This window comes from Arthrobacter sp. E1SS-5, assembly GCF_057073715.1.
This window is the reverse complement of the sequence record NZ_CP172703.1, coordinates 2,488,018-2,513,206: the sequence shown is the minus strand read 5'-3', so window position 1 is coordinate 2,513,206 and position 25,189 is coordinate 2,488,018. Positions and strand designations below refer to the sequence as shown.

Genomic DNA, 25,189 nt, shown 5'->3' with positions numbered 1-25,189 from the left:
CTACAGGAAACGGGCGGACAGCGGACTGATCAGCCGCGGATGTCGTCATAGAGCACGGTGGAGATGTAACGCTCACCGAAGTCGCACACCACAGCCACGATCAGCTTGCCTGCGTTTTCGGGGCGCTTGGCCAGTTCCAGGGCGCCCCAGACGATGGCGCCGGAGGAGATACCTCCCAGGATGCCCTCCTTGACGCCCAGGTCACGGGCCACGCGGACAGAATCCTCCAGAGTGGCGTCCAGGACCTCGTCGTAGACGCTGGTGTCCAGCAGTTCCGGGATGAAGTTGGCGCCCAGGCCCTGGATCTTGTGCGGGCCGGGGGCGCCCCCATTAAGGATGGCGGAGTCCTTCGGTTCCACGGCCACAATCTGCACGCCGGGCTTGCGCTCCTTCAGGACCTGGCCCACGCCCGTGATGGTTCCGCCGGTGCCGATGCCGGCAACGAAGATGTCCACGGCGCCGTCGGTATCGGCCCAGACCTCCTCAGCGGTGGTCTTGCGGTGGATCTCCGGGTTGGCTTCGTTGGCGAACTGCTGCGCCCAGATGGAGTTTTCGGTGTTGGCCACGATCTCCTGGGCCTTTTCGACGGCACCGCGCATACCCTCGGATCCCGGGGTAAGGACGATTTCGGCACCGAAGGCGCGCAGCATGACCCGGCGTTCCGTGGACATGGTCTCGGGCATGGTCAGGATGACCTTGTAGCCGCGGGCAGCACCCACCATGGCAAGGGCGATTCCGGTGTTTCCGGACGTGCCTTCGACGATGGTGCCGCCGGGCTTCAGGGCGCCCGACTTTTCAGCGGCGTCGATGATGGCAACGCCGATGCGGTCCTTGACGCTGTTGGCCGGGTTGTAGAACTCCAGCTTCACGGCAACGGTGGCGTCCAGCCCCTCGCTGAGCCGGTTCAACCGGACCAGCGGGGTCCCGCCGACCAGTTGCGTCACATCGTCATAGATCCGTGCCATGTACATACGCCTATCTCTAAGGGGTGAATACTGAGGTCAGCCTAACGAGGCCGTGAAACGGTGGCTAAGCGTTAAGCCATGCAGAGTAATATTTCCGCGCCTTGGCCAGCTTAGGGTTGATGATCACCTGGCAGTACCCCTGCTCGGGGTGTTTGGCGTAGTAGTTCTGGTGGAATTCCTCCGCAACATGGAACCGGGGCAGGCGGCTGACCTCGGTGACGATCGGGTGCGGCCACAGGGCCTGGTTGCGTTCGATCGCTTCCTCGAACAGGACCTTCTCCTCGTCGGTTTCGTAAAACATGGAGGAACGGTACTGGGTACCCACGTCGTAACCCTGGCGGTTCAGGGTGGTGGGGTCGTGCAGGGCGAAGAACATATCGAGCACGACTTCGGCCGGGATGACCTCCTCATCGAAGGTCACCGCCACAACCTCGGCGTGCCCGGTCGTTCCGCTGCAGACCGAGTAATAGTCGGGCTCGGGATCATGGCCGCCGGTGTAGCCCGATACCACCGAGGTCACGCCCCTGGTCTTCTGGTAGACGGCGTCAAGGCACCAGAAGCACCCTCCGCCCAGAACAAAAGTTTTCATGACCTCTTCAATGGTTGGCGGCGCCGGATCATTCCCCGCGGCCCTTGGCGCGCACGGCACAAACTGCGGCGGTCTGAAGCCGATGGGGTAAAACTAAGACTATGGAACCTGTGGACACCGACGCTACCGGCAAGGCAGATCACGACGGCGAACCCTCCGCCGACACGCCGGCTCCGGCCGGTTCCGCCGACGCTCCCACCCTGGCTGAGCTGCTCCTGGCAGTGGAGGAACTGTGGCCGGAGTCGCTGGCGGAAGGCTGGGACGAGGTGGGACTGGTGGCAGGCCACCCGTCTGCGGCCGTGTCCAAGGTGATGTTCGCAGTGGATCCCACGCTGGAAGTCATCGAGGAAGCCGTTGAGTGGGGAGCCGAGCTGCTCATCACGCACCACCCGCTGTTGCTCAAGGGCGTCACGTCGGTGGCCGCCACGTCCGCCAAGGGCCGGGCCGTCCACCGGCTCATCGAGTCGGGGACGGCACTGCTGACCGTGCACACCAACGGGGACTCCGCCGTCGGAGGTGTTTCCGACGTCCTGGCCGACGCCCTGGGGCTCCAGGACGCAGCCCCGCTCACCACTGCCGCCAACGGACTGCCGGAGGAAGGCATTGGCCGGGTGGGCGACCTCGCCGAAGCCATGAGCCTGGGTGACTTCGCGGCACGCGTTTACGGGATTCTTCCGTCCGTGGCAGGGGGAGTGCGTGTCTCAGGAGACAAGGACGGGCTGGTGCGGCGCATCGCGGTGTGCGGCGGCGCCGGGGACTCGCTGTTTTCCGAAGTGCGGGCCAGCAACGCCGACGTCTACGTCACCGCGGACCTTCGCCACCACCCCGCGTCCGAGGCGCGCGAGGCTGCCCTCAACGGGCGGCCCTACCTGGTGGATGTCTCGCATTTCGCCAGCGAGTGGCTCTGGCTGCCTGCCGCGGCGGCAGCTTTGGGCAACGTCCTGGCTGACCAGGGCCATGATGTGGAGATCCGCGTCAGCACCACCAACACCGATCCCTGGGACTTCATCCTGACCCCTGGCTAAGCAAGCCGTAGGAGCCCGCCAGGCGCTAGAGTCTAGGAAGCGCCGGTTCGGCGCCCGGTCCAGGCCGGAAGGAATCCAGCGGAGGTAACAGTGGCCAAGGCAGCACCGGCGGAACAGTTGAAGTTGCTCGAACTGCAGGGGCTCGACGCCCGGCTGAAGGGCCTCGCCAACCGCCGCCGGACACTGGAAAACGATCCCCGCATCAAAGACCTTGAAGCCGCGCTGTCCGTAGCGAACGGTGAACTGGGCGCGGCCAAAGTAGCCGTGCACGACGCGGAGGCCGAGCTGAAACGGGCGGAGGCCGACGTGGAACAGGTTGCCTCGCGGATCGAACGCGACGAGGCCAGGCTCAACAGCGGCACCGGCCTTTCGAAGGACCTGGTGGCCCTGCAAAAGGACATCGCATCCTTGAACAAGCGGCGCTCGGACCTTGAGGACGCGGAGCTGGAAGTCATGGAGCGGCTCGAATCGCTGCGGGAGCGCCAGACGGCCCAGCAACAGATCGTCGATGACATTCAAGGCTCCTTTGGCACCATCCGCGCTGAACTGGATGCTGCCCTCACCGAGGTGGAAACCGAAGCCGCAGGGCTGCGCTCCCAGCGCGCCGACTTCGCTGGCGGCCTGGACGCGGCCATGCTGGCGGTCTACGAAAAGACCCTGGCGAAGCGCGGAGTGGGCGCGGCGCGGCTCTTCCACGGCACCTCGGAAGCCTCCGGCATGAAGCTCAGTCCCGGCGACCTCGCCGAGATCAAGGCTGCAGCTTCCGACGAGATCGTCTTTTGCCCGGACTCCGGCGCCATCCTGGTCCGCTCCGACGAGTGGTCCTGAGCGCGCGGTAGCCTTTCCCGGCTACAACAGCGTGGCAGGTCAGCCCGGCAGGATGATGTTGAGGGCGTGCGGCTTGCGGGCGGTGCCCGGTACGAGTTCGGCATCCCACTTTTCGCGGGCAGCTTTGAGCAGGTCCGACGGCGCGGCAGGGGTCTTTCCCCGGCGCACCAGCAGGTGCCGCGCTAGTTCGCCGCGGGTGTGCTTGGCGAAGTGGCTCACCACCTTGCGGACTCCGCTGGTCTCGGTGAAGACGTTCACGGAGACCGTCTGTTCCGGCGGGGGAGCCCACGCGGCGGCATAAGTGCTGGAGCGGCAGTCCACCAGCAGGTGTCCCTGGGCGGCGGCGCCCAAAGTATCGCCGAGCTGCCCCTTCCAGAAGGGAGCCAGCCGGCCGAGGTCGGGCAAGGCCGTTCCCATGGACAATCGGTACGCGGGAACGCTGTCGCCAAAGCGCAGGGCTCCCCACAGCGCAGAGATCACCAGAACCGACTCATCGGCCTTGCGTCGCTGGGCCTTCGTCAGGGTCCGGTAGCCTAGGGCGTCGTATAGGACGCCGGAATAGATGCTGTGTGCCGGCGCCGCCGGTTCGGCGTGCAGCCGCGTGTTGCGTTCGACGTCGTCACGCAACGATGCGCCCACGCCCAGCAAGGCGAGGGCGTCCTGGTGCGCGCTGACCGTCCCCAATGCCTCAAGGACCTTGGCCCGGTATGGGTTGAGCTCCGGAAAGCCCAGGGTGGACCAGTCGACGGCGGAACCCCTCAGCGCGGGCGTCTTGCCTTCGGAAGGGGGAAGCAGAATCAGCACCGTCCGATCCTACCGGCGACGAAGACGGCCGGCGGCGCCGGTAGACTGGATGCGGATGGGACAGCCAGACGGCCGCGCGCCACGCAAGTGGCTCGAGGAACGTCCGGGCTCCACAGGGCAGGGTGGTGGGTAACGCCCACTCGGGGTAACCCGCAGGCCAGTGCCACAGAAAACAGACCGCCTGCATTCCGGCTTTGGCCGGAAGGGCAGGTAAGGGTGAAACGGTGGTGTAAGAGACCACCAGCTTTCCGGGTGACCGGGAAGGCTAGGTAAACCCCACCCGGAGCAAGGCCAGACAGGACACGTTCGAGGGCTGCCCGCCCGAGTGTCCGGGTAGGCCGCTGGAGGGTGCCGGCAACGGTACTCGTAGATGGATGGCCGTCGCTCCCATTTCCGGTAACGGAAGGGGAGAACAGAACCCGGCGTACCGGCTGTCCCATCCGCAAACCGTGTTTGACCACGGACAACTCGTCGGGGATGCTGAACCGTGCCCGTAATTCACCCACCCCGCCCCGCATCCGCTGCGGATGTTCCCGGCGCCCGTTTCCAAGGCATTGCGCTGGCCGGTTTCCTTGGCCTTTCCGCCCTGGCCTGGGTGCTCGCCTCGGTTCCGATCGCCCTCAACTCCAACGGCTGGTACGCAACGTCGCTGAAAGCGCCGTGGATGCCGCCGTCGTGGATGTTCCGGGCCACGTGGATGGTCCTTTATGCCGGCGTGGCTGCTGCTGCCTGGCTGGTCTGGCGCAAGGGCGGGCTCACCGGAGGCACCCTGGTTGGATATGCAGCGCAGCTGCTGTTCAACACCGCGTGGCCGGTGACCTTCTTCGCGCTGTACCCAATGCTCGGAGCGGTGGCCCTGTGGTCTGCCTTTGTGGTCATTTGTGCCCTCACCGCAACCCTGGGGTTCCTCATCCTCAAGTTCGGACCGGTGGACGCCGCCGCCGGTTACCTGGTGCTGCCGTACTTTTCCTGGCTGGTGTTTTCCGCCAGCCTGAACCTGTACTCGGCTATCCACAATTGAGCCGCTGCCGGCACTGCAGGCGCGATGGAGCCGTGTGAGTGATTTCACGCAGTGCAAGCGTGTTCCCCGGAGCGGGCCAAATTAGAATTGATCCCGGACGCAGGAGTTCTACCGCCGAAAGTTGCGTTCGCAGCCGGCGGTTTTTCTTTGCACGCGATCCAGGTGCCTGGGGGAAATCCCTGCAGGTGCCGGTGCCCCTGGACATCATCAGGTGGCCTACATCCGTGTACGAGGACGTACACGGCTGAACCGAGGAAGGTATTTCTGTGAGCCAGACGTCTGATTCTTGTCTTGATACGTGGATGGGCCGGGAGGCCCTTGCCGAGGCCATGATTCCGGTCATCGGCAGGCTGTACCGTGAAAACAACGTGGTGACCAGCATCCACGGTCGGAGCCTGATCAACAAGTCCACCATGAACATCCTCAAGGCACACCGCTTTGCGCGCCGGATGGCCAAGGACGAGCTGCTCCTGGAGGAGACCGCACCGCTGCTGAACACCCTGGCCGGGCTTGAGCTGGGCGCCGCCGCGATCGACATCGCCCGGTTGAACCAGAAGTTCAAGGAAGAAGGCAATGGCGCCTCCCTTGAAGAATTCCTGCGGGCCGAACTGGCCGAGATCGTAGGCAAGCGGGGCGGCGACGACCGCACCAGCACCGACGTTGTGCTCTACGGCTTTGGCCGCATCGGACGGCTCCTGGCACGCCTCCTCATCGAAAAGGCTGGTGGCGGCCACGGCCTGCGCCTGCGCGCCATCGTGGTGCGCCGTGGCTCCGACAACGACCTCTCCAAGCGCGCCAGCCTGCTGCGCCGCGACTCTGTCCACGGCTCCTTCGAGGGCACCATCCGGATCGACGAGGAAGCCAACACGATCACGGCCAACGGCGTTCGGATCCAGGTCATCTACTCGAACGACCCCGCCACCATCGACTACACGGCCTACGGAATCAACAACGCCCTGGTGGTGGACAACACCGGCCGCTGGCGCGACGCCGAGGGGCTGGGCCAGCACCTGCAGAGCAAGGGCGTTGCCCGGGTCCTGCTGACCGCTCCAGGCAAGGGTGAACTGAAGAACATCGTCCATGGCATCAACCACCGGGACATCACGGATTCGGACAAGATCGTCTCCGCGGCTTCGTGCACCACCAACGCCATTACCCCGGTCCTGAAGGCCATCAACGACAAGTTCGGCGTGGTCCACGGCCACGTGGAGACCGTCCACTCCTTCACCAACGACCAGAACCTGATCGACAACTTCCACAAGGGCGACCGCCGCGGCCGTTCCGCAGCGCTGAACATGGTTATCACCGAAACCGGCGCCGCCAAGGCTGTGGCCAAGGCCCTGCCCGAGCTCCTGGGCAAGCTCACCGGAAGCTCCATCCGTGTCCCCACCCCGGACGTGTCACTGGCCATCCTGAACCTCACCCTCGAGAACGGAACCACCAAGGACGAGGTGAACAACTACCTGCGCGAGATGTCGCTGCACTCGGACCTGCGCAAGCAGATCGACTACATCGACTCGCCCGAGGTCGTCTCCACCGACTTCGTCGGTTCACGCCGCGCCGGCATCGTGGACGGCCTGGCCACCGTGTCCACGGACAAGAACCTGGTCCTCTACGTCTGGTACGACAACGAGTTCGGCTACAGCTGCCAGGTGGTCCGGGTCATGGAGGAGATGGCAGGCGTCAACCCGCCGTCGTTCCCCGCCAAGGAAAGCGCCGCCGCGCTGGCCGCGATCGCTGTCTAACGAGTCCGTCACGTCCTGCGAATTCCCGGCTGGTTCTCTGGAATCAGTCGGGAATCGGGACCACACTGGTGGCATGGACAACGAATCGACTCTTCAGCACGAAACCACCCTCGAACACGCCTTGGACGTAGCCAAGGCCAACCATAAGGAAGCCGTCCGGCTGCTGGAACGGGCCCGCGCCGGGCAGAAGACCGGCGATGTTTCCGACGAGCGGGTACGCCAGTTGGAGGGACTGCTGGCCATCGCCGAGGAGGACCTTCGAAGGGTCACCCGGGAGCAGTAACCACGGACTGGCCGCCCGGCCGTGTGACCCATCACTCGTCCCCAACAGTGTGGATATCAACGGCCGGACGTGCCCTTCGTCCTAGGCTCGTGGGGTGCCCGACTATTCCCTTCCGCCGTCCACCCCGTGACCATCAGCTGGTCTGCCTACCGCCGCGTTCGCCGCCGTTCCCGGCAGGCGTGGGCAATGCTCATCACAGCGGCTGCTGCCATCCTGGCAGCGCTTTTCTGGTTCTTCACCGCCGGCCAGTTCGCCGCGGCCGGGCCTGCGCAGCAGGGACCAACGGAGGCACCTGTCTTCGACGCTGCGTGGATGAAACCGGTGCAGGAGCCCCATGCCGTACCGCCGGGGACCGCTGCCTCGGCGCTGGAGGGCCTCGCCGTAAAGGGCCGGGCACCGAACACCGATTACAGCCGGGAGGCTTTCGGCCAGGCCTGGCTCGATGTTGACCGGAACGGCTGCGACACCCGCAATGACATCCTGCGCAGGGACCTCGCTGATGTGGTCTTCACCGAAGGATCCACGTGCAAGGTAACGGCCGGGCACTTCCGCGAACCCTACACGGGCCAGGACCTGGACTTCCGCCGCGGTTCCGACAGCAGCCGCGCCGTCCAAATCGACCATGTGGTAGCACTGGGCGATGCCTGGCAAAAGGGAGCCCAGGGGCTGGGACCGAAGGAACGCCAAAGCCTGGCCAACGACCCCCTGAACCTTATTGCCGCCGACGGCGCTGCCAACCAGCAAAAAAGCGCGGGGGATGCGGCCACCTGGCTGCCGAAAAACACGGCCATCCGCTGCCATTATGTTGCACGCCAAATCTCGGTAAAGGCGGCCTACGGGCTCTGGGTGACGGCGGCTGAAAAGGACGCCATGAAACGGGTCCTCGCATCCTGCCCGCAGCAGCAGACCATCAGGGTCCAGCAGCCCGCCACGGCCCGCTGAGCAACGCCCTTTCGAGGGGGCGCGGGCCTTTCCGTATCAGTGGAAAATGCCTTTGAGCCTCAGTGGCCGAACGGGTCGGGATCCACGCCGGGCATCCACGTCAGTCCTGGTACGCCCCATCCGTTCTTCTTGGCCTGCTTCATGGCCTTCCGGGAGTAGCGGTCCATCAGGCGGTTGACGTACAGCTTGCCGTCCAGGTGGTCGTATTCGTGCTGGATGACCCTGGCGAACCAACCTGTCGCCTCGAATTTCACCGGGTTTCCGTCCCCATCGAAGCCTTCCACCCGTGCCCACTCCGCCCGCTTGAGCGGATACTGCTCGCCGGGGAAGGACAGGCAGCCCTCTTCCTCCTCGTCGGGGTCGGGAGCGGCGCCGGAGACCTTGGACAGGGTCAGGACGGGATTCACGACGACGCCGGTTGGGGGAGCGCCGTCGTCGTTGGCGTACTTATACACGAAGATCCGCTTGCCGACGCCAATTTGCGGGGCGGCAAGGCCCACGCCGTTGGCGGCGTCGTTGGTCTCGAACATGTCGGCAATCAGGCTGCGCAGTTCGTCGTCGAAAACCTCCACCTCGCTGGCGCGCCGGTGCAGGACGGGTTCGCCCCAGATGGTGATCGGCAGAACGGTCATATCAGTAGTCCTTCGGCTTCGCGGTGTTCCCGGCTGCAGTGCACGTACCCCGGTGGGACACAATAAAGGAGGCCGCACCGGATATCCGGTGCGGCCTCCTTTAGTGACGGCTGTATGTGCCGCCCGTGAGGGTGAGCGACGGGGGTTGAACCCGCGACCTCCTGGACCACAACCAGGCGCTCTGCCAACTGAGCTACGCCCACCATGTGCCTCAAGGGATGTCCGCTGTAGCGGCTCCCCGGAAACGCAACTCAAATAGCTTACCTGCTCGGAAGGGGTGCTTTGTCCACTTTCTGCCATTTGGGGCAAAATTCATCGAAACGTGGCGCAGATTACTCCGCAGACTGTGTGGCGCCGTCTCCGTTGACGATCCCCTGGGCGATCTTCTGGGCCGTGGCACTGTCCGGTCCGGGCGCGGGCACGAAGACCGCTTCGCGGTAGTATCGCAGCTCGTCGATGGAGTCCTTGATGTCCCCGAGCGCGCGATGGCCACCCTTTTTTGCGGGCGACTGGAAGTAGGCCCTGGCGTACCAGCGGCGCGACAACTCCTTGATGGTGCTGACGTCGATCACGCGGTAGTGCAGGTGCTCCACCACCGCCGGCATGTCCCGTGACAGGAACACGCGGTCGGTTCCCACGGAGTTGCCGCCCAGTGGTGCTTTCCGCGGATCCGGAACCCAGGCGGAGATGTACTCCATCACGGCGGCCTCCGCTTCTGCCATGGTCCTGCCGTGCGGCAGTTCCGCCAGGAGCCCGGATTTGGTGTGCATGTCCCGAACAAAATCGGACATTTGCGCCACCGCGGCATCATCGGGTTTGATCACCACGTCCACGCCGTCACCCAGGATGTTCAATTCCGAGTCGGTGACCAGGGCTGCCACCTCAATGAGGGCGTCATTCTTGATGTCCAGACCGGTCATTTCACAGTCGATCCAGACGATGCGTTCGTTAGATATAGGCACCGGACCAGCCTACCGTTACACTTCCGGACGCCCTGCCGATGCTAGGATTTCGGGTACGCGGCGGGTCGCCCTTCGGCCCTGAACCATATCCCGGCCCGGCCCGCATCGCCTGCCGGGCGAACAGCGGAAACGCAAGAAGATTGGACGATCCTGAGATGACGGCGCCTGTGCCCATAACGGGGGAGATGGCGGCGGCCGGCAATGCCCGGGAGGGCAAAGCCGAGGTGGACAATCCGCGCTCACCCCTGCTTGCCGGTTTTGTGGGCTCCATGTTCATGCTGGTCGGATCCATAGGCGTCGGCTGGCTGGCCCCTGTCTCGGAACTCCGCCGCATGCCCCTCTTCATCTGGATGCGCACCGAAGCCCCGGGCGTGGCGCTGTCCATCATCCTGGTGGCCATAGGCGGGATGCTCCTGGTGCGCGCGTGGCTGCGGCTTGGCCAGAAAGTCCGCGTGTGGGGCAACCAGGCGCGGAAGGCAACCCTGGCCGCTGTGGTGGCCTGGGGGCTGCCGATGATGTTCAGCGTGCCGCTGTTCAGCCGCGACGTTTACGCCTATATCGGGCAGGGCCGCCTCATGGTGGAGGGGTTCAACCCGTACGAAAACGGCATCTCCGCCCTGTCCAACTACTTCCAGCTCGGCGCAGACAAGATGTGGACTGAGGCGCCTGTTCCCTACGGCCAGCTGTTCCTGTGGATCGAGCAGTTCGTCGTCTGGGTCACCAATGTCCAGCCGGAGGCCTGCGTCATGCTCTTCCGGCTGGTGGCTCTGGCCGGCGTGGTGCTGTGCGTCATTTACGTTCCCCGGCTGGCCGAACTGCACGGCGTCAACCCGCACCGGGCCCTCTGGCTCACTGTGGCCAACCCGCTCTTCCTGACCAACTTCATCGCCAGCGTCCATAACGACTCCCTGATGATCGGGCTGGCACTGGCCGGGCTGTACTACTCAGCCACCCGGCGGCAGCTCCGCGGCATCCTGCTGGTGACCCTTTCCATTGCGGTGAAGCCCATCACCATTGTCTTCCTGCCGTTCATTGGACTGTTGTGGGCAGGCAAGAATGCCGGGTGGCTGCGGAAGGTGGCGTTCTGGGCGCTGACGGCAGGACTCAGCCTGGGGCTACTGACTGCGATGAGCATGGTCAACGGTTTCGGATTCGGGTGGATCAATGGGCTGTCCGCCCCGGGCAGCATCTCCATCTGGTACGCCCCGGTCGGGTTGATCGGCCAGGTGGTGGGGTCCCTGGCGACCGCGTTGGGCTTTGACGGGTCGGTACCCGCGGGATGGGTGTTCGACGCCGGGAAGCTGCTTGCCGTGGGCATCATCGCCTGGCAAATCTTCAAGGGTGATTACGACCGCCTGATGCGCCGCCTGACGCTTTCCCTGGCCGCAGTGGTCCTGCTGGCTCCCATCATCCAGTCCTGGTACGTCGTCTGGCTGATACCGCTTTTCGCCGTCACGGGCATCCGCAACGACTGGCAGGTCAAGGCGCTGTACTTTGTGGTGTCGTTCTTCATGATCTATGCCATCTCGGATCAGCTGGACGTCTTCCCGTACCTCCAGACCCAGGACCTGGGCTTCGCGCTGGCCCTGGCCCGCGTGGCCGCGGCGTTGACGGCCCTCCTGTTTGCCCTGTACCTGATCTTCTGGGATCCCGGCACCCGCCGGCTGTTCCGCAAGACGCACGAGCCCGTCGTCGAACGCCCGGTCATCTAGCAGCCAAGCTACTGCGGCGCTCCGACCGTCAACCGGCGCAGGGCTTCCCTTCGCGACAGCGGGCTCATGTCCGCCTTGTGCCGGGCGACAAACCCCTCCACCCACTCCGGCGCCGTCTTGGCGTACTCGCGCAGCGCCCAGCCGATCGCCTTCCTGATGAAGAACTCCCTGTCTGCGAGGTTCGGCTCAATGACGGCGGCGAGCAGCTCCGGATCGGTGCTCTTCCTGGCCCGCAGCTGCGAGGTGATGGCCGCCCTGCGGATCCAAAAGTCCGGATCCCGGCTCCACTGCCGGAGCACCCTGGACATCTCGCCGGGATGCGTGGACAGCAGGCCGCAGATCCGGCCGGACACGCCGTCGGCGAAGTCCCACCATGCGCCGGTCCGGATGATTTCCTCGTAGACCGGCAGCATGTCCAGGTCCACGGCCAGCACCCGGTGCGCCGTCAGGTCGATCGCGGCGTAGCGCTCCTCCCGGAAGGTGGAACTACGCCACAGCTCCAGGACCGTGGCGCGCAGCTGTGCGGCGGATGCCGGTGGGAACTCCCGGGCAGCCCAAGCGGCGATGTTCCGCACTTCGGGAACCCGCACACCCAGGGAGGGCAGTGCGGACTTCATGTACGCCTGGGCGCCTGCCGCCCGCGCCGGGTCGGCGAGCTCCCGCAGCGCCCCCCGGACGGCGGCAACAAGGTCCTGGTCAGCAGCCTCTTCCATGAGCGCAACCTTAGCCAGTATGGCACCGGGGTGTGCGGTACGCTGGTGAGCGCTAACACATACTGAAGCAGAGGGAACCCATGCCCGGAACAGAAGTCCACCTGGCCCACGGAGCCTACTCCGCCGTCGTGACCGTACGGGGAGGAGCGCTTCGCGAACTGCGCCATGGCGGCCGGGACCTGGTGGTGGGCTTCGGCCCCGACGGCCCCGTTCCCGACTACAGGGGAGTCATCTGCGCGCCCTGGCCCAACCGGCTCGCGGACGGCACCTACACCTACGCCGGAAAGTCCTATGCTGCGGCCGTCAACGAACCGGAACGCGGCTCCGCCCTCCACGGCCTGGCGATCCACCGGGCGTGGGAAATCAAGGAAGCGGCCCAAGACCGGGCGGTCCTGACATGCCACATCCCGTCCGGCCCCGACTACCCGGGCGATCTCGACGTGACCGTTACATATTCCCTTGCGGAAGATGGCTTCCATGCGACGGTGCATGCGGTCAACACCGGTTCTGTCACCGCCCCGTACGGGGTATGCCCGCACCCCTACCTCGTCGCAGGCGCCTCCCCGCTGGATGACTGGTCGCTGGAACTTCCTGCCCGCACCTACCTTGAGGTCACGCCCGACCGGCTGCTGCCCGTAGCCTTGCGCCAGGTTGACGGCGACGCCTTCGACTTCCGTTCGGTCCGGCGCCTGGGGCAGGTCAAGATCGACCACGCCTTTACGGATATTTCCCGCGACGGTTCCGGCCTGGCACGGGTGCGCGTGCACGACCCGTCCGGCACCGGCGTGGAGCTGGAGTGGGGAACAGAGTGGCCCTGGGTGCAGGTGCACACCGGTGACAAGCCGATTGGCCCGGACCGGCTGGGGCTGGCCGTTGAACCCATGACCTGCCCGCCCGACGCCCTGCATTCGGGAACGGACCTGGTACACCTGCAGGCCGGCCAGTCCCATTCGGCGGCCTGGAGCATCCGGGCCCTGGACTAGCGTTGGCTGGCTGCAGCGGTCACCGCGCGGGCGTCCGCCCAACCGGCACGTTCCAGCCACGCCGCGCACAACGAAGTCCACTGTTCCGGCCCTGCCTCGCCTGGGGCAAGTCCCAGTCCGTGGCGTCCCTGGGGGAAGACGTGGAGTTCCGCCTGAACCCCGGCAGCGAATAGGGCCTTGGCGTAGTTCAGGCTGTTGCTCACCGGCACGGCTTCGTCGTCGGCGGTGTGCCAGAGGAATGCCTGGGGAGTCCCGGGAGTGACGTTCAGTTCCGCCGACAGGGCAGCCAGGAGGTTCGACGGCGGTGCGTCGCCAAGGAGGTTCGCCACCGATCCCTGATGCGTTTCGTGGGTCAGCGACGCCACGGGATAGCACAGCACCGTGAGGTCCGGCACCGCGGCGGCAAGGTCAAGCCGCGGGTTCCGCGTAGGCGCGGCCGTGCTCAGGGTGGCGGCCAGGTGCCCCCCGGCCGAGAAGCCCAAGACGCCCACCCGGTCCGGGTCCACAGCGAGACCGTGCTGCCCGCTCCGGATGTGCAGCATGGCTTCCTTGGCGTCTTCCAGAGGCGCCGGATGCCGGTGCGGGGCCACGCGGTAGCGCAGGACGAAGGCGTGGATGCCAAGGGAAGCGAGCCACTCCGCCACGGGTTCGGCCTCATGGTCCGCCTGGCGGGCATAGCCTCCACCGGGGAGGACCAGGATTGCCGGCCGGGGCCCAGTGGCTTCCGGCTGTGCCGGAACGGCGGTTAGTCCTCGGGGCGCCATCAGGCAGCTTCCGTGCTGCGCCGCAACGTGACCTCGCCGGTAACGTCGCTAAGAAGAGCGTCGTCCGCCTCCTCGCTGTTGGGCTGAGGACCCGTGGCCCGGGTGGCAAAGCGTCCAATGTCTTCCAGCGGCAGGCGGACGGTGGAAAGAGCCGGCCGGAAGTCCCGAAGGGTTTCGATGTCGTCGAAGCCGGCGATCGCGGCGTCCCGCGGGATGCGCAGTCCCGCCGTGCGGAGGGCTGCCGCCACTCCGATGGCCATCACATCATTGACGGCGAAAATGCAGAGCTTCTGTGCCCCCGTCCCGCCGGGCTGGGCCGCCTTGATCCGTTCGGCCAGTTCAAGCCCGGCCTCATAGCCGCCGGACCGGTTGAAGGCGGTCCTGAACATTTCGGCCTTTGCCCGCCCTGCGTGCTCCAGTCCCTCCTGGAAGCCGCGCACGCGGTCATCGGAGGTCAGGAGACCCTCGGGTCCGGCGACAATGACGAAGCTGCCGTCCCAGCCTGCCGCAAGTTCGGCGGCCAACTGGCCGGCGAGCTCCCGGTTGGGGACTTTGACCACGTGGTACCCGTCCTGGACGGTGGCACCCACCACGGGATGTCCCACGACAGCCACCTGGCCGCCGTTCCGGCAGTACCGGTCAAGCTCCGCAGCCAGTTCGGCGTTGCCGTCCTGGTCCTCCTCCCGGCAGGAGCGGGATCCGGCAATGACGATCGAGTCCGCGCGGCGGGCAGCGAAGGCGGCCACCGCTTCCTTCTCCTCCGCCGGTCCGCCCCCGGTGGTGGCCAGCAGCACCATTTTGCGCTGTTCCCTCGCGGCTTCCTGGACTCCCCGTGCGATGGCGGCGAAGTAGGGGTCGGCGATGTCGTGGACGATCAACCCGATCAGGCCCGAGCTGGATTTCGCCAGCCCCTGGGCCTGCGCGTTCGGAATGTAGCCCAGCGAGTCTGCCGCCTGCCGCACCCGCTCGGCGATGTCCTTCCCCGGCTTGCGGGCCGAGCCGTTCAGCACGCGTGAAGCCGTGGCGGGGGAGACGCCGGCAAGGCGTGCCACCTCGGTAAGGGTACTTGCAGCCACGGCATCTCCTGGTCGTAGGTTGGGGCTCAAGGGCTAAGCACATTATGGCAGTTCAAAGTACTTCCGGAAAGCGCTTGCCAAGGGGAACCGCGCCGTGCATCATTGAAGAAGCGGGAACGCGCTTTCCCAACCAACTTCAGTACTATTGCTCACTCACCGTGGAGGACACATGGGCTTCGAAACGAAAACGATCCGCATCGCCATGAACGGCATTACCGGCCGGATGGGTTACCGCCAGCACCTGCTGCGCTCCATCCTGCCCATCCGTGACGCCGGCGGCTTCACCCTCGAGGACGGTACCCGGGTCCAGGTGGAGCCGATCCTGGTGGGCCGCAATGAGGCCAAGATCCGGGAGCTGGCGGAAAAGCACAAGGTCTCTGAATGGACCACCGATCTGGACGCCGTGATCAACGACCCCACTGTCGACGTCGTTTTCGATGCCTCCATGACCAGCCTGCGCGCCGCCACCCTGAAGAAGGCAATGCTGGCGGGAAAGCACATCTTTACGGAGAAGCCCACGGCGGAAACGCTGGAAGAGGCCATCGAGCTGGCGCGGATCGGCAAGGAAGCCGGCGTCACCGCCGGCGTGGTCCATGACAAGCTCTACCTTCCCGGCCTGGTCAAGCTCCGCCGCCTGGTGGATGAGGGCTTCTTCGGCCGCATCCTCTCCATCCGTGGCGAGTTCGGCTACTGGGTCTTCGAAGGCGACATCCAGGCGGCCCAGCGCCCGTCCTGGAACTACCGCAAGGAAGACGGCGGCGGAATGACCACGGACATGTTCTGCCACTGGAACTATGTCCTTGAGGGCATCATCGGCAAGGTCAAGAGCGTCAACGCCAAAACGGCCACCCACATCCCCGCGCGCTGGGACGAAGCGGGCAAGGAATACAAAGCCACCGCGGACGACGCTTCCTACGGCATTTTCGAGCTCGAGACCCCGGGGGGCGACGAGGTCATCGGCCAGATCAACTCCTCCTGGGCAGTGCGCGTCTACCGTGACGAACTGGTGGAATTCCAGGTGGACGGCACGCTCGGCTCCGCAGTTGCCGGCCTGAACAAGTGCGTCGCCCAGCAGCGCGCGCACACTCCCAAGCCGGTCTGGAACCCCGACCTCCCCGTCACCGAGTCCTTCCGGGACCAGTGGCAGGAAGTTCCCGCCAACGCCGAGCTGGACAACGGCTTCAAGCTGCAGTGGGAAGAGTTCCTTCGCGATGTGGTGGCCGGCCGCGAACACCGCTTCGGCCTGCTGTCCGCCGCCCGCGGTGTCCAGTTGGCCGAGCTTGGCCTGCGCTCCAGCGACGAACGCCGCACCATCGACATCCCGGAGATCAGCCTCTAATGACTTCACTCATCCTTCCCTCCGAAGACGGCGGCACCAGGGAGTACCGCCTGCAGGGCGGCACTGCCTGGGCCCGGCCCACTGCACCCCTGACGGCGCGCCGTGCGTACGCCGCCGCCCACGTCATTCCCGAGGTCCTCGCCGACAACACCCCGGGCGCCCCCGCACGCCTCGACTGGGACGCCACCATGGCCTACCGGCATGAGTTGTGGTCCTACGGCTTGGGCGTTGCAGATGCCATGGATACCGCCCAGCGCGGCATGGGCCTGGACTGGGCCGCCACGCAGCAGCTCATCAAGCGCACGGGGGTGGAGGCTGCCTCGGTGGTGTCAGCCAACAGCCCGGCTACCGCCGGCAAGTCCGTGCGGGACCTCGTATCCTGCGGTGCCGGCACGGATCAGCTGGACATCGACGCCCTGCCCATTGGCGAGGCCGGGATCAAGGCAGTCCTCGAGGCCTACCGCGAACAGATCGCCGTCATCACCGAGGCCGGGCCCAAGGTCATCCTGATGGCGTCCCGTGCCCTGGCAAAGGTGGCCCGCGGTCCGGAGGATTACCTTCGCGTCTACTCCACGCTGCTGCAGGAAGTGGACCAACCGGTCATCCTGCACTGGCTGGGCACCATGTTCGACCCCGCCCTCGCCGGCTACTGGGGCTCCGACGACATTGCCACGGCCACCGAAACCTTCCTGGGCCTGATCCGGGACAACGCGGACAAAGTGGACGGCGTCAAGGTCTCGCTGCTCGACGCCGGCCACGAGGTGGCCCTGCGCGCTGCCCTGCCCGAGGGCGTTCGCCTTTACACCGGCGATGACTTCAACTACCCCGAGCTCATTGACGGCGACGGTACCCACCACTCGGATGCCCTGCTGGGGATCTTCGCCGCCATCTACCCGGCCGCCTCGGTGGCCCTGCAGAACTACGAGGCCGGAAACGCCGCCAAGGCACGCGAGATCCTGGACTCCACTCGCGAACTGGGCAAGCACATTTTCAGCGCCCCCACGTTCTACTACAAGACCGGCATCGCCTTCATGTCCTGGCTCAACGGCAAACAGCCCGGCTTCCAGATGGTGGGCGGACTGCACTCGGGTCGCTCGGTGTGCCACCTGTCCAGGACCTTTGAGCTGGCTGACAAGGCCGGCCTGCTGAGGGATCCGGCACTGGCAGCCTTCCGAATGTCCGACTACCTGCGGATCAACGGGGTGGGAGTATGAGCGACTTCTCCCGCCTCTCCATCAACAGCGCCACCACTAAGAAGTGGACGCTCGCCCAGGTTGTCGAGGGCTGTGTCAACGCGGGGATTCCGGCAATCGGGCCCTGGCGGGACCGCATCGAGGAAGCCGGACTGGATAAGGCTGCACGCCTCATCAAGGACGCCGGGCTCCGGGTTTCCTCCCTTTGCCGTGGCGGATTCCTTACCGCTGCCGACGCCGACGGACAGGCCGCCGCGCTCGCAGACAACCGTGCGGCCATCCTCGAGGCCGTGGCCCTGGACACCAGGGAGTTGTTCCTGGTGGTCGGCGGCCTGGCTCCGGGGGAGAAGGACATCGTGGCCGCCCGGCAGCGCGTGGCCGACCGGCTCGCTGACCTGGTGCCCTTCGCGCAGGAAAACGGCGTCCGCCTGGTGCTGGAGCCACTGCATCCGATGTACGCTGCGGACCGCGCACTCATCTCCACCCTGGGCCAGGCCCTGGACCTCGCGGCGCCGTTCGATGCCGCTACGGTAGGGGTCGCCGTCGATACCTTCCATGTGTGGTGGGACCCCGAACTGAAGTCCCAGATTGAGCGTGCCGGACGGGAGAACCGGATCGCCTCCTACCAGGTGTGCGACTTCAACATGCCCATCGCTGCCGATCCGCTGCTGTCCCGGGGGTACATGGGCGACGGCGTGGTGGACTTTGCCACCATCGGCGCCTGGGTGCGCGGGGCCGGGTACACCGGTGACATCGAGGTGGAAATTTTCAATCAGGAGATCTGGGACACGGACGGCAACGCTGTCCTGGCCACGGTCAAGGAGCGGTACGCGGAACTCGTCCTGCCGTACGCCTGACCTGATCCAAGACCGCGGGCTCCTGCTACGTCACGGCAGGAGCCTGCGCCCCACATGAAAGGACCCGGCCCGCGGTGGTTGTCCCACCGCCGGTCCGGGTCCTTTTGCCTGTGCGTTTCCCGGTGCTAGCCCTGGCTGCCGGCCGTGGCGTACAACGAGGCGAACCTGCGGTACCTCGCCAGCACGCCGGCGTCGTCCTTCCCCTGCGGAAGGTCGACGGCGTCTGCCGCCCACGTGGGAAACTGTCCGGTGAGTGCCGCGGCCGCCTGGCGCGCGGCACCGTCGGCAACGTACTCACCCGGCTGGGGGACGGTGACGGCTGTCCCCAGCAGGCTGGCGGCGACTTCCTGCACGGCAACCGACTGGGCACCCCCGCCGACCAGGAGGATCCGCTTTGGCTGCACGCCTTGCGCCTGCAGGGCCGCCAGGCCGTCGGCCAGGGAGCAGACCACGCCTTCGACGGCGGCGCGCGCCAGGTTGGCAGGGGTGTAGTTGGCCCGGATGATGCCATGCAGTGAACCGGTGGCATCCGGCAGGTTGGGCGTCCGCTCGCCGTCGAAGTAGGGGACCAGCGTGAGACCACCCGCGCCGGGACCAGCGGACAATGCCAGCTGGTTGAACTCCGCCAGGTCCATTCCCAGCAGGGCAGCCGTGGCATCGAAGATGCGGGTGGCGTTCAACGTGCATACCAGCGGCAGGTAGTGGCCGGCCGCATCCGCGAATCCTGCCACCAGCCCGGAAGGATCTGCCGCCGGGCTGTCAGACACTGCAAATACGGTGCCGGACGTGCCCAGCGACATCACCACGTCGCCCAGTGCGGCTCCCGCGCCGAGGGCTGCGGCCGCGTTGTCCCCGGCGCCGGCAGCCAGGAGAGTGCCTGTCGGCGTCTTTCCCGCCGTTTCCAGCGGCCCGAGGACCCGGGGAAGGGCCGGCACATGGCCCAGCGATGCGGCCAGGACGTCCGGAAGGTACGTGCCCTCGGCCGTCGAATAGTACCCCGTGCCTGAGGCATCCGAGCGGTCGGTGGCCAGGGCGGCCAGACCCTCTGCTCCGCTGCCGGGGCCATAGCCGGCGAGCCGCCAGGTCAGCCAGTCATGCGGGAGGCAGACCGCGGCCACCTTTGCGGCGTTTTCCGGCTCGTTGGCTGCCAGCCAGCGAAGCTTGGTCACCGTCAGGGATGCGACCGGAACGGTGCCGGTGGCATCGGCCCAGTACTGCGCTCCGGCGGCGGGATCGCCGCCGCCGGCACTCTCGATGAGTTCAGCGGCTGCGCCTGCGCTGCGGGTGTCATTCCACAGCAGCGCCGGACGGACCACCGCGCCATCGCTGTCCAGACAGACCATGCCGTGCTGCTGGCCCCCGATAGAGACTGCACTGACGTCATCGAGGCCGCCGGCGTCCGCCACGGCCTTTTGCAGGGCAGTCCACCAGTGGTCCGGGTGAACCTCGGTGCCCTCGGGGTGCGCGGCCCGGCCCTGGCGGACGAGCGCTCCGGTGTCCGCATCGCGGATGACTACTTTGCAGGACTGTGTGGAGCTGTCGACTCCGGCTACGAGCGGCATGGCTGTTCTTTTCTTTGTGCAGGAATGTCTTTGCGCAGGAATGGAAACGCTGCGGGGCCTGGATCATCTCCAAGGCCCCGCAGCGGGTATGGGTCGGCTAGTGCGCGCCCAGGAGGTGCTCGATGGCCAGCTGGTTGAGCCGGACGAACGCGAAGGAGCGCTCGGCCGCCTTGTCGGCGTCGAAGTCCTCAAACGCTGCGGCATCTGCGAGCAGGTCCGCGGTGCTTTCACCGGCGGCGAGGGTGGACTCGCCGAGTTCGAAGACGCCTGAGGTCTTGAGGGCTTCCTGTACCTGCGGGTCCGCACGGAAGGCCAGGGCACGTTCCTTGAGCAGGAGGTACATGGCCATGTTGGCCTTGGCGGATTCCCACACGCCGTCGTAGCCGTCGGTGCGGGAGGGCTTGTAGTCGAAGTGGCGGGGGCCGTCGTACGTGGGGCCGCCGTTCGGGAAGCCGTTCTCCAGCAGGTCGACGGTGAAGAAGGCGCTGGTAAGGTCGCCGTGGCCGAAGACCAGGTCCTGGTCGTACTTGATGCCGCGCTGGCCGTTGAGGTCGATGTGGAAGAGCTTGCCGGCCCACAGAGCCTGGGCGATGCCGTGGGTAAAGTTCAGCCCTGCCATCTGCTCGTGGCCGGTCTCCGGGTTCAGGCCCACGATGTCGCCGTGTTCCAGCTGGGCGATGAAGGCCAGGCCATGGCCCACGGTGGGCAGGAAGATGTCGCCGCGGGGTTCGTTCGGCTTGGGCTCCAGGGCGATGCGGAGGTTGTAGCCCTTTTCCTTGATGTAGCCGGCGGCGGTGTCCACGCCCTCCTTCATGCGGTCCAGGGCGGCCGCCAAATCCTTCGATCCGTCGTATTCGCTGCCTTCGCGGCCGCCCCACATGACAAATGTATCGGCGCCGAGTTCGGCGGCGAGGTCGATGTTGCGCAGGACCTTGGACAGGGCGAAGCGGCGGATCGAGCGGTCATTGGAGGTGAAGCCGCCGTCCTTGAACACGGGGTGGCTGAAGAGGTTGGTGGTGACCATCGGTACCTTCAGCCCGGTCTCAGCCAGGGCTGCCCGGAAGTTCTTCAGGATCAGCTCCCGTTCCGAGGCGGAGGCGTCAAACGGAACCAGGTCGTTGTCATGGAAGGTGATGCCGTACGCGCCCAGCTCGCTGAGCTTGTGCACTGCTTCAACCGGGTCGAGGGCCTTGCGGGTTGCGACGCCGAACGGGTCGGCGCCGGTCCAGCCGACGGTCCAGAGGCCAAACGTGAATTTGTCGGCAGGGGTGGGGGAGAGGGTCATGATTGCGTCCTTGCATCGAGGGCCCCGCGGGATTGCGAAGCATTAGTTCATTGCCTGAACTATATGAGCGGACGTAGGGTGGGGTCAATAGGTCCAGCTGCCACAGCCGGAAAATTTATCGGAGCCATAGACTGAGGAGCTTTGTGATGGTGATGCCGGCGCCTGCAGTGGCGGGACCGGGAGGCGCAGCCCCCGGAAGCGTGGGGGATGTCCGGCGCAGCAACCTAGCCCTGGTCCTGGGCGCGATTGCTGAATTCCCCCGCGGCACCTGTCCCAGCCGGGCGCAGATCGCGGGTGCCACAGGCTTGACCAAGGCGTCGGTATCCAGCCTGGTGCTGGACCTCCTGGACGCCGGAATCATCCGGGAAATAGGCCTGAACCCGCAGGGGCGCGGCCGGCCGGGTGTGGGACTGGAGCTCAACCCCGGCCGCGCCGTCATGGGGATGGAAATCAATGTGGACTACATCTCGGCGGCCGTGGTTGACCTGGCCGGGAATGTCCTGATCCGTGAGGTCAAGGAGCGCGATAACCGCAACAGCCCGGATGCCGCGGTGCTGGCGGCGCTGGCAGTCCTGGTTGCACGGGTACGGCGTGCGGCGGGCGAACGGGGGGTCGAGGTCCTCGGCGGAGGGCTGGCCGTTCCTGGACTCGTTGACCCTGCTGCGGCGCGGGTGCTTACCGCCCCAAACCTTGGCTGGGTCGATGTGGACCTTGACCTTGGTGCTTTGCTGCCCGAAGCCCCCCTGGGTGTGGCGCTCTTCAATGAGGCCAATGCCGCAGCCTTGGCGGAACTGAGGTACCGGCCGAATGGTGCCTCCGACTTCCTGTTTGTCTCCGGTGAAGTGGGTGTCGGTGGCGGGATCGTCATCGGGTCCGAACTGTTCACGGGTCCGCAAGGCCATGCCGGCGAAGTGGGGCACATCGTGGTGGAGCCGGACGGCAGCCGCTGTTCCTGCGGCGGTACCGGGTGCCTGGAAACTGTGGCCGGCCAGGACGCCATTTTCGCCGCGTCCGGCGTCGCCCCGGAGACTGCATCACGGTCCGCCAGCATGTCCGCGCTGCTGGGGGCGCTGGACGCCGGAGACCCTGAGGCGGTTGCCGCCGTTGAACGGGCGGGCCGCTGCCTGGGCATCGCGCTCGCCTCCACGGCACGGGTGGTCAATATTCAGTCGGTGGTCCTTGGCGGGCATTTCGCGGTCCTCGAGCCATGGCTGCGCGGTCCCTTGATCGAAAGCGTGCAGAAGTACGCGCCGGGCAAGTATGCGTCGGAACAGGTCACAGTCTCCGCGGTGGGCGAATCGGGAGCCCTGCTGGGTGCAGCCGGCAGCGTCATCCGGTCGCTGGTGGAGGCGCCGCACCGGCTGCAGTAGCGCTGACGGAAATAGCCGCGTTTTCAGCAGGTTGACCTGTTGATCTTCCCGCCAGTCATTTTTCGAGCGCCGGGCAGGGTATCTCGACGGAGCCGGTGAAGTAGTGCGGCGCAACAGCAGCGGTGAAAGCGGTCGCACCGCCGGAACTGCACTTCTCTGCCCCTGCGGCCACTTGTTCAGCCCAGGCGGGGCCCGAGTCCCTGGTCGTGAAGGGAGGGAAGTACATGGATGCGAGGAGCAGGCTAAAACCGACCAGGATCGCGGGTTGTGTCCAGAGTGCCCACCTCACCAACGCTGATGAAAGCACCGGCACTATGGCCAGGACAAACATGGTGGCTGCAACCGAATATCGGGTGAAAGCGAACTGTTCGATCCAATCGGCGTCGGTAAACCGGGCGTAATCGAGGAAGGGAGCGGGGTTCGCCGCGGCGCAGGCAATCCACACCAGGATGGACGCGGAGAGGAACATCATCGCCAGGCGGCGGTGCTGCCGCCGCCCGTATATGAAGACGGCAGCCGCGGCGACAGCTACGATCAGGAACGCCAAAATTATCGGTGCGGCGCCGAAATTGACGATCTGCTGTGTGAGTGCCCGTGCGTAACCATAGACCAGGGGGCCCGCGGTGTTTAGCGGCCACCCGTAGATAAGTGATGCGGGATCCAGCTGGTATTGCGTGTACGGAGCCCTGGGATAAGTAACCGTGGTGTACACCTGGGCACACAATCCCAGTGCAAGGCCTGCTTTCGCAGGCCACAGGCTGCGGTTGCGCCAGCGGTAGAAGAACAACGGCGTGAAGAGGACCGATATGATCTCCGTCGTTGCCGTGGCGAATGCTGCAGCGAACAGCAGGACTGCTTCAGCCCGCGTTCTTGCTGGTTTGATCAGGAGCCATGGGGCGAGCCAGAGTAAGTACCAGTGCAGATTCGCGAAGTTGCCAAGTGTTTCAATCGCTCCCACGTTGACGAATATGGGGATTGCTGCCCATGCTCCACGTATCCATACACTCGTCGTCAGGGAACTGGAGCAGTGGAAGGTCATCAGTGCTATGCAGGCGAGGGCTGCGCAGGCCAGGAAATTCATCGCGTACGCATAATCAGGTACAGGGAACGCACGCACCACGATCTCCGCGGCTATGCGGGGTATGAAATGCAAGTATCCGGCGTAGGGCTTGAATGGTGTCCACCGATCGTCAGGAGCCATAGCATCCGACAAGAAGACGGCCCCGTCCTCTGCCCAGAGGACGCCCTGCGCGTGCGCCGGGAGCCTCATCCATGACAGCAGGCTGACCAGTACCAGTGCGCCGATGTATGACAGCGCTCTTGCCACCCGCGTTTTCACTGGACCTGCCCTCATCCCATTCCCCCATGGAATGCCGGACTTAATCTAATGGACGGGATCTTCCGGCATCAAAACGAGGAGGCCGGATGAAGGACTTTCCTGCAGGAAGAGCAGACCATTGAGTGCTCCGAAGAGAACAAGAATGCGGTCCCGCCCAGCGCGTCGACTGGCCGGGACCGCATTTTCCGGTGCCCCAGGAGGGAATCGAACCCCCGACCGGCGGATTAGAAGGCCGCTGCTCTATCCCCTGAGCTACTGAGGCGTCGGCTTCCGGCCCTCGGGCCGGCGCCTCCAAAAGTTTACCTTGCCCGAGGTGCAGGTGGCGGCATCCTGCCGCCACCCCTCCTCCACATGTGGTCCGACGGCGGTTGTTGTCCACATATGAAAACCCGTGCCTGCCGCCCGGCGTTGTCCGGCGCGATGCTGGTCATGCCTGCTAAGGCGCCACCATCCAGACAGGACGTAGACATGAGCGAAACGATAATCACCATCCGTGGCTTCGTGGCCACGGAGATAACGAGTTCCACCACGCCAGGAGGAGTAGCAACCGCCTCCTTCCGGCTCGGGTCCACCGCCCGTCGTTTTGACCGGGCATCCAAGACCTGGGGTGACGGACCCACCAACTGGTTCACCGTCCAGGGCTACCGCAACCTTGCTGGAACCCTGGGGTGCAGCATCAGGAAGGGCCAGCCGGTCATCGTCGTGGGCAAGCTGAAGATCCACACCTGGGAAAAGGACGGCCGGGTATACCACTCCACCATCATCGACGCGGAGGCCGTGGGGCACGATCTCACCTTTGGGTCGGCAAACTTCATTCGTACCGCATCCAGGCCGGCACTCTCCCTGGTGGAGCAGCCGCCGGTTCCCGATGACGCCACCGGAATGGACCAGGTTCCGGATGATCTGGAGGACCACGAGGACGAACACCCCGAGGACCACGGCCAACCCGCCGTCGTCATCGAGGACAGTGACGGTACCCTCGCCTCGCTGGACCTGGAAACGGGGGAACTCGCCGAAGTCTAGGAAACACGCATCAGGTACAAGCGTCCCCCTTCAGTTCGGGCGGACGGACGGCGGCACCCCCCGGCCGCCCTCCGTCCGCCCGCCAAATGCCTGATGGCAGGCCGCCTGTTGCTGCGGATGGTTCCGGACGATGTTTCCCGCAGGCCCATCCCCGGTGCCGGTCGTACACGCCGGTGC

Annotated in this window: 24 protein-coding genes, 2 tRNA genes and 1 other RNA gene; 14 read left to right on the top strand and 13 right to left on the bottom strand. The window is 65.7% G+C overall.

The window, feature by feature from the left end; translation table 11 throughout:
• Positions 1-29 precede the first annotated feature (29 nt).
• Both cysK and msrA read right to left on the bottom strand, forming a co-directional pair.
• A complete protein-coding gene (gene cysK / locus ACIGJD_RS11680; protein ID WP_142133584.1) occupies positions 30-965 on the bottom strand; it encodes a cysteine synthase A in 936 nt (311 codons plus the stop codon).
• 64 nt (positions 966-1,029) lie between these two features.
• Entirely contained in the window at positions 1,030-1,554 is a 525-nt protein-coding gene (gene msrA, locus ACIGJD_RS11675) for a peptide-methionine (S)-S-oxide reductase MsrA (protein WP_483686337.1), read from the bottom strand.
• Between the two features lie 101 nt (positions 1,555-1,655).
• On the opposite strand from msrA, the gene ACIGJD_RS11670 reads away from it, so the two are divergent.
• Both ACIGJD_RS11670 and ACIGJD_RS11665 read left to right on the top strand, forming a co-directional pair.
• On the top strand, positions 1,656-2,579 hold the full coding sequence (locus ACIGJD_RS11670) for a Nif3-like dinuclear metal center hexameric protein (RefSeq protein ID WP_483686336.1): 924 nt from the start codon (positions 1,656-1,658) through the stop codon (positions 2,577-2,579).
• A gap of 90 nt (positions 2,580-2,669) precedes the next feature.
• Positions 2,670-3,407 (top strand): zinc ribbon domain-containing protein, encoded by a 738-nt coding sequence (locus tag ACIGJD_RS11665; RefSeq protein ID WP_483686335.1) that lies wholly within the window; start codon positions 2,670-2,672, stop codon positions 3,405-3,407.
• 39 nt (positions 3,408-3,446) lie between these two features.
• Here the strand turns inward: ACIGJD_RS11665 and ACIGJD_RS11660 are convergent, their stop codons facing one another.
• A complete protein-coding gene (locus tag ACIGJD_RS11660; RefSeq protein WP_483686334.1) occupies positions 3,447-4,211 on the bottom strand; it encodes a YaaA family protein in 765 nt (254 codons plus the stop codon).
• Positions 4,212-4,267: 56 nt separating this feature from the next.
• Here ACIGJD_RS11660 and rnpB point away from each other — a divergent pair.
• The 5 genes from rnpB to ACIGJD_RS11635 all read left to right on the top strand — a co-directional run bounded on the left by rnpB (position 4,268) and on the right by ACIGJD_RS11635 (position 8,202).
• An RNA gene (gene rnpB / locus ACIGJD_RS11655) (RNase P RNA component class A) lies at positions 4,268-4,654 on the top strand.
• Between the two features lie 44 nt (positions 4,655-4,698).
• A complete protein-coding gene (locus tag ACIGJD_RS11650; RefSeq protein WP_483686333.1) occupies positions 4,699-5,232 on the top strand; it encodes a TspO/MBR family protein in 534 nt (177 codons plus the stop codon).
• Positions 5,233-5,534: 302 nt separating this feature from the next.
• Complete coding sequence (locus tag ACIGJD_RS11645) at positions 5,535-6,977, top strand: glyceraldehyde-3-phosphate dehydrogenase (protein ID WP_483686332.1); 1,443 nt, start codon at positions 5,535-5,537, stop codon at positions 6,975-6,977.
• Positions 6,978-7,050: 73 nt separating this feature from the next.
• Positions 7,051-7,260: a hypothetical protein gene (locus tag ACIGJD_RS11640; protein WP_142133590.1), complete on the top strand. Its 210-nt coding sequence runs from the start codon at positions 7,051-7,053 to the stop codon at positions 7,258-7,260.
• Positions 7,261-7,386: 126 nt separating this feature from the next.
• On the top strand, positions 7,387-8,202 hold the full coding sequence (locus ACIGJD_RS11635) for an HNH endonuclease family protein (RefSeq protein ID WP_483686331.1): 816 nt from the start codon (positions 7,387-7,389) through the stop codon (positions 8,200-8,202).
• Between the two features lie 59 nt (positions 8,203-8,261).
• On the opposite strand, the gene def is transcribed toward ACIGJD_RS11635, so the two are convergent.
• The 3 genes from def to orn all read right to left on the bottom strand — a co-directional run bounded on the left by def (position 8,262) and on the right by orn (position 9,754).
• On the bottom strand, positions 8,262-8,834 hold the full coding sequence (gene def, locus ACIGJD_RS11630) for a peptide deformylase (RefSeq protein ID WP_483686330.1): 573 nt from the start codon (positions 8,832-8,834) through the stop codon (positions 8,262-8,264).
• Positions 8,835-8,964: 130 nt separating this feature from the next.
• Positions 8,965-9,037: transfer RNA gene (locus ACIGJD_RS11625), tRNA-His, on the bottom strand.
• Positions 9,038-9,166: 129 nt separating this feature from the next.
• On the bottom strand, positions 9,167-9,754 hold the full coding sequence (gene orn, locus ACIGJD_RS11620) for an oligoribonuclease (RefSeq protein ID WP_483689483.1): 588 nt from the start codon (positions 9,752-9,754) through the stop codon (positions 9,167-9,169).
• Between the two features lie 197 nt (positions 9,755-9,951).
• On the opposite strand from orn, the gene mptB reads away from it, so the two are divergent.
• Entirely contained in the window at positions 9,952-11,508 is a 1,557-nt protein-coding gene (gene mptB, locus ACIGJD_RS11615) for a polyprenol phosphomannose-dependent alpha 1,6 mannosyltransferase MptB (RefSeq protein WP_483686329.1), read from the top strand.
• 8 nt (positions 11,509-11,516) lie between these two features.
• On the opposite strand, the gene ACIGJD_RS11610 is transcribed toward mptB, so the two are convergent.
• Positions 11,517-12,221: a DNA alkylation repair protein gene (locus ACIGJD_RS11610; protein WP_483686328.1), complete on the bottom strand. Its 705-nt coding sequence runs from the start codon at positions 12,219-12,221 to the stop codon at positions 11,517-11,519.
• A gap of 80 nt (positions 12,222-12,301) precedes the next feature.
• Between ACIGJD_RS11610 and ACIGJD_RS11605 the strand changes: the two genes are divergently transcribed.
• Positions 12,302-13,204, top strand: coding sequence for an aldose 1-epimerase family protein (locus ACIGJD_RS11605; protein WP_483686327.1), 903 nt, complete (start codon positions 12,302-12,304; stop codon positions 13,202-13,204).
• Here the strand turns inward: ACIGJD_RS11605 and ACIGJD_RS11600 are convergent.
• Both ACIGJD_RS11600 and ACIGJD_RS11595 read right to left on the bottom strand, forming a co-directional pair.
• Positions 13,201-13,968 (bottom strand): alpha/beta hydrolase, encoded by a 768-nt coding sequence (locus ACIGJD_RS11600; RefSeq protein ID WP_483686326.1) that lies wholly within the window; start codon positions 13,966-13,968, stop codon positions 13,201-13,203. The genes ACIGJD_RS11605 and ACIGJD_RS11600 overlap by 4 nt on opposite strands.
• On the bottom strand, positions 13,968-15,044 hold the full coding sequence (locus ACIGJD_RS11595) for a LacI family DNA-binding transcriptional regulator (RefSeq protein WP_483686325.1): 1,077 nt from the start codon (positions 15,042-15,044) through the stop codon (positions 13,968-13,970). Before ACIGJD_RS11595 ends, ACIGJD_RS11600 begins: the two co-directional genes overlap by 1 nt.
• Positions 15,045-15,213: 169 nt before the next feature.
• On the opposite strand from ACIGJD_RS11595, the gene ACIGJD_RS11590 reads away from it, so the two are divergent.
• The 3 genes from ACIGJD_RS11590 to ACIGJD_RS11580 are packed head-to-tail and all read left to right on the top strand — an operon-like array spanning position 15,214 to position 18,433.
• Entirely contained in the window at positions 15,214-16,383 is a 1,170-nt protein-coding gene (locus tag ACIGJD_RS11590) for a Gfo/Idh/MocA family protein (RefSeq protein ID WP_286397550.1), read from the top strand.
• A complete protein-coding gene (locus ACIGJD_RS11585) occupies positions 16,383-17,597 on the top strand; it encodes a dihydrodipicolinate synthase family protein (protein WP_483686324.1) in 1,215 nt (404 codons plus the stop codon). Before ACIGJD_RS11590 ends, ACIGJD_RS11585 begins: the two co-directional genes overlap by 1 nt.
• Entirely contained in the window at positions 17,594-18,433 is an 840-nt protein-coding gene (locus tag ACIGJD_RS11580; RefSeq protein WP_483686323.1) for a sugar phosphate isomerase/epimerase family protein, read from the top strand. The genes ACIGJD_RS11585 and ACIGJD_RS11580 overlap by 4 nt, the downstream gene beginning before the upstream one ends.
• 125 nt (positions 18,434-18,558) lie before the next feature.
• Here ACIGJD_RS11580 and xylB read toward each other — a convergent pair whose 3' ends face one another.
• Both xylB and xylA read right to left on the bottom strand, forming a co-directional pair.
• Entirely contained in the window at positions 18,559-19,995 is a 1,437-nt protein-coding gene (xylB, locus tag ACIGJD_RS11575) for a xylulokinase (protein WP_483686322.1), read from the bottom strand.
• A gap of 97 nt (positions 19,996-20,092) precedes the next feature.
• Positions 20,093-21,280 (bottom strand): xylose isomerase, encoded by a 1,188-nt coding sequence (gene xylA, locus ACIGJD_RS11570; protein WP_483686321.1) that lies wholly within the window; start codon positions 21,278-21,280, stop codon positions 20,093-20,095.
• A 146-nt stretch (positions 21,281-21,426) separates the two neighbouring features.
• On the opposite strand from xylA, the gene ACIGJD_RS11565 reads away from it, so the two are divergent.
• A complete protein-coding gene (locus ACIGJD_RS11565; RefSeq protein ID WP_483686320.1) occupies positions 21,427-22,650 on the top strand; it encodes an ROK family protein in 1,224 nt (407 codons plus the stop codon).
• Between the two features lie 55 nt (positions 22,651-22,705).
• Here ACIGJD_RS11565 and ACIGJD_RS11560 read toward each other — a convergent pair whose 3' ends face one another.
• Positions 22,706-23,989 (bottom strand): hypothetical protein, encoded by a 1,284-nt coding sequence (locus ACIGJD_RS11560; protein WP_483686319.1) that lies wholly within the window; start codon positions 23,987-23,989, stop codon positions 22,706-22,708.
• A 189-nt stretch (positions 23,990-24,178) separates the two neighbouring features.
• Positions 24,179-24,251 (bottom strand) — tRNA-Arg (locus ACIGJD_RS11555).
• A gap of 206 nt (positions 24,252-24,457) precedes the next feature.
• On the opposite strand from ACIGJD_RS11555, the gene ACIGJD_RS11550 reads away from it, so the two are divergent.
• Positions 24,458-25,012: a single-stranded DNA-binding protein gene (locus tag ACIGJD_RS11550; protein WP_483686318.1), complete on the top strand. Its 555-nt coding sequence runs from the start codon at positions 24,458-24,460 to the stop codon at positions 25,010-25,012.
• The last annotated feature ends 177 nt before the right edge of the window (positions 25,013-25,189 follow it).